The sequence below is a fragment of the Acinetobacter sp. A2 genome (assembly GCF_048537555.1).
GTDB lineage: Bacteria > Pseudomonadota > Gammaproteobacteria > Pseudomonadales > Moraxellaceae > Acinetobacter.
The window spans coordinates 2,818,156-2,830,801 of record NZ_CP183239.1; the positions used below are offsets into that span (position 1 = coordinate 2,818,156).

At 42.4% G+C, this 12,646-nt stretch carries 13 protein-coding genes; 9 read left to right on the forward strand and 4 right to left on the reverse strand.

What is annotated here, in order from left to right:
- Positions 1-28 precede the first annotated feature (28 nt).
- From ACNS8M_RS13390 to ACNS8M_RS13400, 3 genes are all read right to left on the reverse strand, one after another.
- Positions 29-1,188 (reverse strand): IS3 family transposase gene (locus ACNS8M_RS13390; RefSeq protein ID WP_087514482.1). Its coding sequence is split into 2 segments (ribosomal slippage): positions 29-954 and positions 954-1,188, totalling 1,161 coding nucleotides; the frame shifts between segments, so codons are not numbered across the junction.
- A gap of 24 nt (positions 1,189-1,212) precedes the next feature.
- Entirely contained in the window at positions 1,213-1,815 is a 603-nt protein-coding gene (locus tag ACNS8M_RS13395; protein ID WP_419224920.1) for an IS607 family transposase, read from the reverse strand.
- Positions 1,815-2,456 (reverse strand): hypothetical protein, encoded by a 642-nt coding sequence (locus ACNS8M_RS13400; protein ID WP_096902615.1) that lies wholly within the window; start codon positions 2,454-2,456, stop codon positions 1,815-1,817. Before ACNS8M_RS13400 ends, ACNS8M_RS13395 begins: the two co-directional genes overlap by 1 nt.
- 198 nt (positions 2,457-2,654) lie before the next feature.
- On the opposite strand from ACNS8M_RS13400, the gene ACNS8M_RS13405 reads away from it, so the two are divergent.
- From ACNS8M_RS13405 to ACNS8M_RS13440, 8 genes are all read left to right on the forward strand, one after another.
- Positions 2,655-3,038 carry an RcnB family protein gene (locus ACNS8M_RS13405; protein ID WP_131261243.1) on the forward strand — a complete coding sequence of 128 codons (384 nt, stop codon included), beginning with the start codon at positions 2,655-2,657 and terminating at the stop codon, positions 3,036-3,038.
- A 144-nt stretch (positions 3,039-3,182) separates the two neighbouring features.
- Positions 3,183-4,529, forward strand: a complete 1,347-nt coding sequence (gene argA / locus ACNS8M_RS13410; RefSeq protein WP_168460458.1) for an amino-acid N-acetyltransferase — start codon at positions 3,183-3,185, stop codon at positions 4,527-4,529.
- A 423-nt stretch (positions 4,530-4,952) separates the two neighbouring features.
- Positions 4,953-5,870: a sulfonate ABC transporter substrate-binding protein gene (locus ACNS8M_RS13415; protein ID WP_228278974.1), complete on the forward strand. Its 918-nt coding sequence runs from the start codon at positions 4,953-4,955 to the stop codon at positions 5,868-5,870.
- A gap of 22 nt (positions 5,871-5,892) precedes the next feature.
- The gene (locus ACNS8M_RS13420) at positions 5,893-6,888 is read left to right on the forward strand and encodes an aliphatic sulfonate ABC transporter substrate-binding protein (protein ID WP_168419350.1); all 996 of its coding nucleotides are present in this window, start codon (positions 5,893-5,895) and stop codon (positions 6,886-6,888) included.
- A 23-nt stretch (positions 6,889-6,911) separates the two neighbouring features.
- Positions 6,912-8,090, forward strand: coding sequence for an FMNH2-dependent alkanesulfonate monooxygenase (gene ssuD, locus ACNS8M_RS13425; protein ID WP_419224921.1), 1,179 nt, complete (start codon positions 6,912-6,914; stop codon positions 8,088-8,090).
- Positions 8,087-8,902 (forward strand): aliphatic sulfonate ABC transporter permease SsuC, encoded by an 816-nt coding sequence (gene ssuC, locus ACNS8M_RS13430; protein WP_419224922.1) that lies wholly within the window; start codon positions 8,087-8,089, stop codon positions 8,900-8,902. The genes ssuD and ssuC overlap by 4 nt, the downstream gene beginning before the upstream one ends.
- Before the next feature lie 92 nt (positions 8,903-8,994).
- Positions 8,995-9,717, forward strand: coding sequence for an ABC transporter ATP-binding protein (locus ACNS8M_RS13435; protein ID WP_419225343.1), 723 nt, complete (start codon positions 8,995-8,997; stop codon positions 9,715-9,717).
- Positions 9,718-10,074: 357 nt separating this feature from the next.
- The gene (locus ACNS8M_RS13440; protein WP_168460448.1) at positions 10,075-10,752 is read left to right on the forward strand and encodes a TetR family transcriptional regulator C-terminal domain-containing protein; all 678 of its coding nucleotides are present in this window, start codon (positions 10,075-10,077) and stop codon (positions 10,750-10,752) included.
- A gap of 80 nt (positions 10,753-10,832) precedes the next feature.
- Here ACNS8M_RS13440 and ACNS8M_RS13445 read toward each other — a convergent pair whose 3' ends face one another.
- The gene (locus ACNS8M_RS13445; RefSeq protein ID WP_168460540.1) at positions 10,833-11,399 is read right to left on the reverse strand and encodes a 5'-methylthioadenosine/S-adenosylhomocysteine nucleosidase; all 567 of its coding nucleotides are present in this window, start codon (positions 11,397-11,399) and stop codon (positions 10,833-10,835) included.
- A 206-nt stretch (positions 11,400-11,605) separates the two neighbouring features.
- On the opposite strand from ACNS8M_RS13445, the gene ribF reads away from it, so the two are divergent.
- On the forward strand, positions 11,606-12,607 hold the full coding sequence (gene ribF / locus ACNS8M_RS13450) for a riboflavin biosynthesis protein RibF (RefSeq protein WP_168460446.1): 1,002 nt from the start codon (positions 11,606-11,608) through the stop codon (positions 12,605-12,607).
- Positions 12,608-12,646: the final 39 nt, after the last annotated feature.

Genomic DNA, 12,646 nt, shown 5'->3' on the forward strand with positions numbered 1-12,646 from the left:
TAACTTTTTCTTTGTATTTTCTTTGATCCTAGACAGTATCGTGGACAACCAGCCCCTCTAAACTTTTAATATATTTCTGTTCAAAGGCTTCTGGACTTAACCAGCCGTTTGCAGAATGTCTTCTGACTCGATTGTAATAAATTTCAATATAGTCAAACAAGACAGCATTCGCTTCTTTTCGAGTCGAAAACACACTGCCATGTACCACATGACCTTTTAATGTATGAAAGAAGCTTTCAGTCACTGCATTATCCCAACAGTTTCCACGTCTAGACATACTCTGAGTACAATCATTTTTCAGTAACAGCGCTCTAAAATCACGACTACAGTACTGTGAGCCTTGGTCCGAATGAACCATAACACCAGTTGGATAACCCTGACGAGCCATTGCATAGTTAAACGTATCACACACCAACTGGCGGTCTATTCGATGGCTGGTTTGCCACCCCACGATACGACGGCTAAATAAATCTAGCATCACACATAAATACAACCAACCTTCTTTAGTGCGGATATAGGTAATGTCTGTTGTCCAGACTTTATTAGGCTGAGTAACTGTAAATTGGCGATCCAACAAGTTGGGTGCTGTAGGCAAACGATGGGTTGAATCAGTCGTATGCTTGTATTTACGTGCAATCCTGCTACGTAAACCAAGCTTTTTTAGCATCCTTCCAATAGTACGTTCGCTCATGTTGTAACCTAAATCATGCATGTCATGTACTAATGAAGGTGCACCCAATCGTGCATGATGCTGCCAATATACGGCTTTTAAGTCATTATATTTCTGTGCCGTATTGGCTTGACGTTTTCGCCAGGCATAATAGCCTGAAGTGCTGACACCTAGGTATTTACAGGCAGAAGATACGGTGACTTCATTCATATCTAGATCTTGAATTACCGTGTACTTTTCTTGGCATGATCTGTTAGAAAGTACACATGCGCTTTTTTTAAGATGTCATTGGCTTCCTTGAGCTGTTTGACTTCTTTCTCTAATTCCACGATCCGCTGTTGTTCTGGTGAAAGTTGACGTTTGCTTGAACCTGCCGGATTGGTTTCACGAATCCATTTATCTAATGTTGAATAACCCACACCTAATTTCTGGGCGATTGCAGCTACAGACTCGTGTGAGTTTGAAAGTGCATAATCAATCGCTTGCTGTTTAAATTCGGGACTAAAACGTTTAGCCATTTCTTGAATCTCCAAAGATTAAAGTTACGTTATCTTTAGAGGGACGTGCTGTCCATTATTTTGTCTAGGATCACTTAATCCGTAAAGTCGAGAGGAAAAACAATGAATAATCGCTAACAAGTCTTGTGTTACTTCTTCCGTTGGGGAAAGAGATTCTTGATTCATAATAATAACTTTACAACCATGTCTTTCAGCAAAAGATTCAAACCACTCAAAACCAAAACGCACCAAACGGTCTTTGTGAGCGATGACAAGCATTGAAACTTTACCCATTTCAATATCAAGAAAAAGCTGATTGAATTTCTTTCTTTTATAATTCAAACCACTTCCAACCTCTGACACCCAATCATCAACAGCATAGCCATTTACAGTACAAAAAGTTTCTAAAGCTGACACCTGATTAGCTAAATCGGGCTTTTGAGCAACACTAGATACCCTTGAATAAACAATTACTGACGATTTAGCTTCCGTTGCTTTTATACCGATATATTCAAGGTATTGATCGTGCGTGTAGTATCTGCGATTTTTAGGATTTCGACATGCAACCAAAATACCTTCGGCATCCCATCTTTGTAGAGTTTTAACCGACTTCCCAATCATTTCACCGAATTTAGCAGGAGAATACATTAATCAATCTCCGCTAACTTCTTGAAATCCTCAAGTGTATAGTCTTTAAATATGGATTCATCACAATATATGGCTAGATCATTGTCTTCATCCCATCCACAGATAGGGCATGTATAAGGGGATGATGCGACTCCTAGCTGATTATATTTTAATAAAATATCGTCACAAACCTCATAAAGTTCTGAATCCTCATGATGATCAACAACTTCAAGGAAAATTAGTTCACTAATATTTTCTGCAAATTTTTTGTATTTTTCAGGCACTTCTAGTTGATATGGCTCTACTAAATCATCTAGTTTTTTAGCGCAAGCATCACCAAAAATCTCTAATAATTTTTCCTCATATTCTTGACAGCGCATACCTTGTCCTGAAACGTGAGTACATTCAGAAAAGCCTGTATTTGCATTAATAAAATCAGCATAGGTGGGGCATTTATCGGAGAGTGATTGATTTGTTTTTTCAGGGTACGAAGAACAATCATAGCCTAAATCTACAATATCGGTTTCATAGAAATCATTCTTTGACCACTCACCATAGACCCATGATGCAAATTCCTTAATAAACCCATCTTTATTTTCAGGGGATACAAAATAAGCAAGGTCTTGCTCTACTTTCTTTAAGCTTTCAGTCAAGTATTTCATTGCAAGTTTTTTAAAATTTAATACCTAAATTGTATATGTTTGACTATATTTGTCAATATAATTATTTGCCATCAATCACTCCTAGTTTTCTCCATCAAATTCACAATTCAGCCAACTATCCACCATCGTTTCTCTTGAGTTCTGCATTAATTTGAATGCATCAACTCAATATTCAAAAGAAACCGAAGGTAAACACTCATGAAAAAAGCGCTCAGCATTCTTGCCCTGTCTGTAACGGCCATCCTGACAACTTCTGCAATGGCTGCACCAGACCACCGTTATGATGACCGTCGCCATCAAGCCAGTGCTACTTATAAACATCACAGCAACCACTGGGACAATCAACGTCAGCATACGCAATGGGAGCAAAAACGTTATAATCAGAAACGTGTGAATCCAAGCCGTGACTGGCGTGTAGGTCAAAACTTCCCACGTGGCTATGAAATTTCACGCAATAAAGTCAGTGACCGTGAAGCACGTCGTTTACCCAATACAGGTCGTTACCAACAATGGTACAAAATCAATGGTGACTATGTCCTGATTAATGAACGCACGCATCGTATCATTCGCATTATTGGCTAAAAGCATATTTCGACCTCAACGATGAGTTCGCATATTCCCAACACCTGAATCACCATTCAGGTGTTTTTTTATATTTAGACTTCCGCTACAGATTTTTTTGATTAGAATCAAAGACAGCACTCGATCATTGAAATAGGCCAGCGCATGACTTCAGCAGAAAACCCACACAGCACAACCTTACAATATGTGCATTGGTTTCGACATTCTGCGCCTTACATCAATGCCCATCGTAATAAAACTTTCGTGATCATGTTCGATGGCGAAGCGGTGCTGCATGAAAATTTTCAGCATATTATTCACGATATTGCCCTGCTGCATTCGCTGGGAATTCGTCTGATTTTGGTCCACGGCGCGCGTCCACAAATTAATCAAAATCTGAAATTCAGCCAAATTGACACCCCTTTTCATTTACAACGTCGTGTCACCACACGTGAATCTTTATCCTGTGTGATGAATGCGGTGGGTTCAATTCGTCTGCAAATTGAAGCCTTATTGTCGATGGGGCTGGCCAACTCACCCATGTATGGCGCACGTATCGATGTGGTGTCAGGCAACTTCATTACCGCTAAACCGTATGGCATTCGTGATGGGGTCGATTACCAACTCACAGGTGAAGTCCGCAGTGTCGATACTGATGCCATTCAGCGCCATTTGGAAAACCACAATATTGTGTTGTTAGGGCCTACAGGCTATTCCAGCACAGGTGAGGTGTTTAATCTCTTGGCAGAAGAAGTCGCCACCAAAACTGCCATTCATTTAAAAGCCGATAAGCTCATTTTCTTAGGTGAACAGCACGGATTACTGAATACCGAAGGGCAATTGCAACGTGAAATTCACCCGCAACACTTAAATCAATATATTCAAGCTGCGCAACAGCATCATCCTGAATTGGCACTGCACTTAAATGCAGCACAAGAGGCTTCGCTCAACGGCGTGCATCGTGTGCACCTGATTTCTTATGCTTATGATGGTGCATTATTAGAAGAGCTATTTACCCGCGATGGTTCAGGCACCATGGTCAGTGATGCGCATTATGAAGAAGTGCGTACAGCCAATATTCAAGATGTGGGCGGTCTGATTCGACTATTACGCCCTTTAGAAGAAGAAGGTGTATTAGTCTATCGCTCACGTGAACGTCTGGAAAATGAAATTGGGCAGTTTGCAGTGATTGAGCGAGATGGCATGATTCTAGCCTGTGCTGCCCTATACCCTATTCCTACCACAGGCAATGAATTAAGGTCTGCTGAAATTGCCTGCGTAGCCGTGCATCCTGCGTATCGTAAATCGAATCGTGGCCGCCAAATTCTGGATTATTTAGAAGATAAAGCCAAAGCCATGGGTATTCAGCAGTTGTTTATTTTGACTACCCGCACCGCACACTGGTTTTTAGAACAAGGCTTTTCCCCTGCCAGTGTCGATGAACTGCCCGATGCCCGTCAGGCCTTATATAACTATCAACGCAACTCCATTGTCTGCAAAAAGTCACTATAAAGTGACTTTTTGCCTGTAGGCGATATAGCTCAATTTTGCATAAGCTTATGCAACCAGTGCAAAAAAAATACTTCTATTTTGAAAACAAAGCCTTAGCTGTAAATTCACTATATTTATCTCTCAACTTCAATAATAAAAATAAATAATAAAAATCATAAACTTAATAATAAATGCTGCTAACGACCCCCCCTGCAATTTGTGCAGTTTTAAACATAAGGTTTGCACTTTTTTATTTATATCAATTTCTGCTTAGAAATTTCCGATTTATTATTTTTTTCAAAAAACAAACCTGTTTAGCGTATGTGTCATCCAGCCCGCTACACCCTTTGGGGGGTTTAATTTCAGGAGCACATTTGCATGTACCCAATTTCGACATCTTTTTTGAAAAAAACGATTCTTACATCTACGGCTTGGGTCGGAATCATGCTGCTCTCAGGCTGTACTCCAAACCAAGCAGCCAATCAAATCACCTTAAATATTGGCTATCAAAAATACGGTATTTTGCCAATTGTCAAAGAACGTGCCGTACTAGAAAACGCCCTTAAAAATCAGAATGTCAAAATTAATTGGGTGGAGTTTCCTGCAGGTCCTCAGCTCTTAGAAGGCTTAAATGTCGGCAGTGTGGTTTTTGGAGAAGCGGGGGAAGCACCGCCTATTTTTGCTCAGGCAGCACAAGCTAACTTGGTGTACGTGGCCAATCAGCCTGCTGCACCTTTGGCTGAAGCATTAATAGTACCCAAAAATTCAAACCTTCAGTCTGTCCAAGATTTAAAAGGCAAACGTATTGCACTGAATAAAGGCTCCAATGTGCATTATCTGCTGTTAAAAGTTTTGCAAGCGCATCAGCTCAAACTTGAAGATATTCATGAGGTGTATTTACCCCCTGCCGATGCCCGCGCTGCATTTGAGCGTGGTGCTGTCGATGCGTGGGTCATTTGGGATCCGTTCTTTGCTGCGGCAGAACAACAGCTCGGTGCACGTGTTCTGGCCACAGGACAAAACTTGGTGAGCAATCATCAGTTTTATTTGGCAGATCGTCAATTTGCCGAAGCTCATCCTGAATTGTTAAACACAGTGGTGCAGCAACTGAATACCACCACACAGTGGATTCAACAACATCCACAACAGGCTGCACAACTCTTAGAAAAACCGACGGGTTTATCGGTCGATATTTTGAGCCGTTCTATTGCCCGCATGGGTTTTGGCGTGCAAAACATTTCTGCGCAAGTGGTTCAACAACAACAGCAAGTTGCAGATGCTTTCTATCAACAAAAGTTAATTCCACAAAAAATTGACATTCAAGCTGCAATTTTAAAACCCACAACAAGCACATCGCCATAAAACAAAAAATCAGGACAGTTAAATGAAAGCGCTACAAACATTCACATTATTTAGTTTAGGTCTGTTCAGTCTAGGCTTCACAGGCTGTGAAAAAATTTCAGCCAATGCTGATTCAGCAAAAAGTTCGGCTGCCCCTCTACAACATCTGAGCATTGGTTACCAAAAGTCTGCTTTAAATTTACTGGTTGCTCGTCAGCAAAAGTTATTTGAGCAGCAGCTGCCCAATGTCAAAGTTGACTGGAAAGAATTTCCTGCTGGCCCACAAATGTTAGAAGCCTTGGCGGTGGGTGCTGTCGATTTTGGCTACGTGGGCAATACCCCACCAATTTTCGCCCAAGCTGCAGGCAAAGATATTCGCTATGTCGGTTATGAAGTGGTGACCCCAAATTCACAGGCCTTGGTTGTTCCATCGGGCAGTCCGATTCAATCTTTGCAAGATTTAAAAGGCAAACGCATTGCCGTGCAAAAAGGCTCTAGTGCACATGAATTATTGGGCAAAATATTAAAGCAAGCCCAGCTAAACTGGAAAGATATTCAACCTATTTGGCTTTCGCCTGCAGAAGCTCGTGCAGCATTTGATAAAAACAGCATTGATGCTTGGGTCATTTGGGATCCATTTTTAAGTGCTGCCAAGCTCGATGCGCAAGCACAGGTCTTGATTGATGGCACAGCATTCCCAAAAAGTTATGCCTTCTATATTGGCAATCCGAAATTTATACAACAGCACCCTCAAGCAGTCAGCAAGGTTTTAGCAAGCTTGAATGCTGCAGATCAATGGATTCTTCAGCATCAAGATCAGGCTTTGTCTATTTACACCCAAAGTACAGGTTTAGCACCACATATTGCCACACCCGTATTTCAGCAACGCTTAAAACCCTCTCCAATTTACCCGCTGAATGCACAGGTGATTCAATCTCAACAACGCATTGCCAACAGCTTTCAGCAAGACCAACTGATTCCACAGTCTATCCAAATTCAAAGTGTGGTTTGGAAAGACCACCACAGCATTACACCTTAAACATACACAACAAGGATATTAAGATGAAAATTTTTTGGTTTATTCCTACTCACGGTGACAGTCGTTATTTAGGTACTAACAAGGGCGCTCGCCAAGTCGATCATGCCTATATGAAACAAATCGCACTGACTGTTGAACATTTGGGTTATGAAGGGGTTTTAATTCCTACAGGCCGTTCTTGTGAAGATCCGTGGATTACCGCAGCCAGTCTGATTGATGCCACACAAAAGCTCAAATTTTTAGTGGCATTACGTCCAGGTATTACCACACCCGCATTAGCGGCACGCATGGCTGCAACCTTTGACCGACTGTCACATGGTCGTCTTTTACTGAATTTGGTCACAGGTGGCGATGAACATGAGCTCAAAGGTGATGGACTCTATGAAGATCACAGCACCCGTTATCAAACAGCGGCAGAATACACCCATATTTGGCGTGAAATTTTAAGCCGCTCACATACAGGTGAGTCGTTCAGTTTTCATGGCAAACGCTTACAGGTTGATGATGCAAAATTGTTATATCCACCTGTGCAGCATCCACATCCACCACTATGGTTTGGTGGTTCCTCTGAAGCAGCCATTGAACTGGCCAGTGAACAGGTGGATACCTATTTAACCTGGGGTGAACCACCTGCTGCAGTTAAAGAAAAACTTGAGCTATTAAAAGCTAAAGCGGCTGCTAAAGGACGCAGTTTAAATTACGGCATTCGCTTGCATGTGATTGTTCGTGAAACCAATGCCGAAGCATGGCAAGCAGCAGAAGACCTGATTCAATATGTAGATGATGCCACCATTGCCGCAGCACAGGCTAAGTTCCAAGCCATGGACTCGGTTGGACAACGTCGCATGGCGGCATTGCATCAAGGGAATCGTAGCCAGCTAGAAGTATCACCAAACCTTTGGGCAGGTGTTGGTTTGGTCCGTGGTGGAGCAGGGACGGCCTTGGTGGGTGACCCTGAAACGGTGGCAGCTCGCATTCAGGAATATGCAGACTTGGGCATCAGTACCTTTATTTTTTCTGGTTATCCGCATTTGGAAGAGTCTATTCGCTTTGCCGAGTTGGTTTTCCCACTGTTGCCACTGGAAACCCAAAAGAAATTGGCTCAACCTAATTTAACTGGCCCTTTTGGTGAAATTGTAGCAAATCAATATGTACCTGCTGCCCATGCATCTGCACAGCGTAAACTGGAGCAAGTCGAATGAGTCAGCAAATACCCTCAAGTTTAGGCAAAGCGCAAAAGGTTTCACGTGGAACATTGATTGGACAACAACTACTGCCATGGTTGTTCCCCATCGCTTTAATTACCTTGTGGCAACTGGCCTCAAGCACTGGCCTTTTACAAAGCCGCATTTTACCTGCACCAAGTGCTGTACTCAGTGCTTTTTGGACATTACTTAGCAGTGGCGAATTGGCGCAACACGTTCAAGTCAGTGCAGGGCGTGCCCTGCTGGGCTTGCTGATTGGTGGTGGATTAGGGCTGCTGTTAGGCTTACTCAACGGCTCATCTAAAACAGCCTCGACGCTGCTTGACACCACCTTACAAATGATTCGCAACATTCCAGCACTGGCACTGATTCCATTGGTAATTTTATGGTTTGGAATTGATGAAACAGCCAAATTATTTTTAGTTGCTGTGGGGGTATTTTTTCCAGTCTATATCAACACCTACCACGGAATTCGTTCTGTAGATTCACAGTTGCTGGAAATGGGTAAAAGTTATGGGCTCACCCGCTGGCAATTGTATAAAGACATTATTTTACCCGGGGCGATGCCGTCTATTTTAGTCGGTTTACGTTTTTCGCTTGGTTTGGTGTGGGTGCTGTTAATTGTGGCAGAAACAATTTCTGCTCAGGCAGGCATTGGCTATATGACCATGAATGCACGTGAATTCCTACAAACCGATATTGTACTGGTGGGCATTTTACTTTACGCCCTGCTGGGTAAACTGGCCGATGTGTTCGCGGTACTGTTAGAAAAATATTTACTACGCTGGCATCCAGCCTATCAAAAATAAGGATTATCTCCATGACAGATCTAAGCTTGGGACGTCATGTACACAGCACAGACTTCCCTCACCAATCTCCAACTGCGCAGCACAACAATGCAATGGGTGCAGAAATTCTCATTGAACAACTGCACAAGTTTTATGGTTCAGTACAGGTTTTAACCGACTTAAATTTACATATTCAGCCTGGTGAGTTTCTGGCAATTGTTGGACGCAGTGGCTGTGGTAAAAGTACCCTGCTGCGTCTGATTGCCGATCTTGAACAAGCCAGCTACGGTTCCATTCAATTTAAGTCAGCACGACATATTCGGGAAGGCATTACATCCGATGATATACGGGTCATGTTCCAAGACCCTCGCCTATTGCCTTGGCGTAATATCCAACAGAACGTACAACTAGGTTTGGCCAACACTCAGCATGCAGAAGCCGCCAACTTACTTGAAAAGGTCGGTCTGCAAGCGAAGGCCGATTTATGGCCAAGCCAACTTTCTGGAGGACAACGACAACGTGTCGCTTTGGCACGTGCTCTGTCACATCGACCACGTATTTTATTGCTTGATGAACCCTTAGGCGCATTAGATGCCCTGACACGTTTAGAAATGCAGAACCTGATTGAGCAACTTTGGCTCGAACAAGGTTTCACTGCCATTTTAGTCACGCATGATGTCAGTGAAGCCGTACAACTGGCTGATCGGATTATTTTGCTCGATCAGGGACGTATTGCCCAACAGTTTCAGGTGCCACTGGCTCGACCACGTCAAAAAAGTGTGCAATTTGCTGCATTAGAACAGCAGGTCTTAAGTGCAGTATTGGCAACTGAATAATCTTGACGCTAACAATGGGCTCGACTCTCCCATTGTTAGGGCAATGCAAATGCTAATCCATTCCTCTTGATTAAGGCACTCGATTCATTCTTTAATTTTTTTAAATAAACCCAAGCTTAAGCACCGTAAAACTTCACTTTTACCATTTACAAATAAAATCAACAAACGCTAATCATTCAGTCAAAAAATACACAAGCAAATATACTCCCCCACCCTAATTGGTTTTTTGGCTGATTGCATAGCTAAGCTACAGAATAAATTATAAATATTTTAAAAATACATCTTTTAATGATGCACAAGACTGACGATTTGCCGTACAATTAATAATTCCCTTTTTTCATTGTTTTAAAATTACGAATGGAACAAAAAAAGAGTACACAAAAACGCCATCAGCTTCTCAATGCTGCACTCGACGTATTTTCCTTATACGGGTTTAGCGGTGCAAGTTTGGATGAAATCGCACAAATTGCAGAAATGCATAAGTCGAATATTTTCTATTATTATGAAAATAAAGAGGCGCTCTATGTTGAAGTACTGACCACAGTACTGCAAAAATGGCTTGCGCCTTTACAAATGCTTGAAGCCGAACTTGAGCCAGAAGAAGCGATTACCAATTATCTGTTACAGAAAATTGAGGTTTCCCGTACTCAACCGAAAGCATCACGTCTATTTGCTTTAGAAGTGATTCAAGGTGCGCCACATATTCAGGAAATTATAAAAGGTCCTCTGAAAAAACTGGTAAAACGTAAAGCCAAGGTCATTACCATGTGGCAAGAGCAAGGCAAACTGTCTAAACAGATTGACCCTGAACTGCTCATTTTGAATATTTGGGCCATTACCCAAAACTATGCTGACTTTGCCACGCAAATGGAAATGGTCACAGGTAAAACCTTGCGTAACCGCAGTATGCTACAACGTGTTTTACAACACACGGTTCACATGATGCTGTACGGTATTGTGCCTCGTCAGGACGAAATCAACGCTACAGAAGCCGCTGTTATCACGGCTGAACCTGTACAGGAAGCGCAAGAATAATCGCGCCAACCTGAACAAATATCCGAATTTAGCTCACGACCCTAGTTTTTACTCGGGTCGTGGCGTTTTGGGCAACTGTATTACTTAATACTTTGATATAACGATAATAATTTTTGTGCACCTAGCAACAAGTTTTCTTCCCAGTCCAAATGCGCCGTATCATTGGCACCATCGGTAATATATTTGACCGACAACATGCGCACGCCTAGTTTTTTACAGACTTTGGCAATCGCATAGCCTTCCATATCGACCAGCTGACATGGCACTTTCGGCGTCCCCGTTTCAAAACTATCGCCTGTACCGCAAATTCCGTTAGGTAAATGCTCAAAATAGCGTTCCAGATGAATTTCTGCAGGATGCTCCTGATCCATAGGCGTCACCCCCACCTGAAAACCCAACGGTGAAACATCCATATCCCGCTGCACAAACTGACTCACCTCCACCAAAGCATGCGCATCAAAATGGGAGCTGCCCGCAGTGCCTAAATTGAGCAAGGTTTTACAGCCTGTTTTCTGAATCACTTCAAAGGCTTTAAATGCAGCATTCACTTTACCAATGCCGCTGTAATGCACCTGAATCCCTGCTTGCTCAAACAAGCCTTTAGACTCACTGGGCAATGCCATAATTAAAGCAAAATCAGAATTCATAGCCATCTACTCGTGCAGTTCATTAAAACTGCCCCATTAGAAAAGAAATTTGAAGGCGGTGCAAACCCCATTGCGATTTACAGATTAAATTGTCGGATTTTGCCTGATTTTTCGATAATTTTTCAGGTTAAAAACACAACAACAAGACGAAAGCGCGAGAATATGGCAATATATAGCTCTTACAACTTTTCAACCTTCATTCGACCATGCAGCTGCTCCGCCTGAATGCTTTATCTTCTACCACCGACTTAGCTCAAACTGCCGTGACCATTGGTAATTTTGATGGTGTGCATGTCGGTCATCAGGCGATGATTCAACAACTCAAAGCAGTGGCTGCCGCACAACAACTAAAAACCGTGGTGATGCTATTTGAACCACAACCACTGGAATTTTTTAAAGGTTATGATGCCCCGCCACGTATCAGTTCTTTGCGGGAAAAAGTTGAATATCTGACCGAATTGGGCATCGACTATATTGCCGTGGCCAAGTTTGACAATCACTTTCGTAGTTTAAGTGCTGAAGCCTTTGCCCACCTTTTAAAAAATAGTTTAAATGCCACACATTTGGTTTTGGGTGATGATTTCCATTTTGGCAAAAACCGTCAAGGCAACAGTGATTTTTTACGCGACTTTGGTTTTCAAGTTACCAATTTAAGCACCGTAAATTTATCGGGTGAACGGGTCAGCTCCACACGTATTCGCCAAACCCTACAAGCAGGTGACTTGGCTCTCGCTGCCCAACTGCTCGGACGTCCTTATAGTATTACGGGGCGCGTACAATATGGCGATCAAATTGGTCGTACCCTGGATTTCCCCACCATTAACGTACGTTTAAACCGTCATCGTCCTTGTTTGAACGGTATTTATGGCGTTGAAGTGGTCTGCGAAACCACCTCCTTAACCAACACAGTTAGCAATGCACATCCTAGCAAAGTAGGTGTTGCAGGCTACAGCCCAAACAGTTTATTTGGTGCAGGGCATGTCGGAACACGTCCTGCCATCAAGCAAGAACATCCCGAATGGCGATTAGAAGTACATTTCCCCAATGTTTCTGCTAATCTGTATGGCTTGTTAATGCGGGTCACGTTTTTAAACTATTTACATGGCGAAAAAAACTACCCTTCGCTTGAAGCACTCAAAGCGGGAATTGATGATGATGTTGAAAAACTTCTTGAATTTCGACAAGATCATCCCGATTTCCCTTTTTAATTTTACCCTGAATATTTAATGTAAAACGCGTCAGTCCAT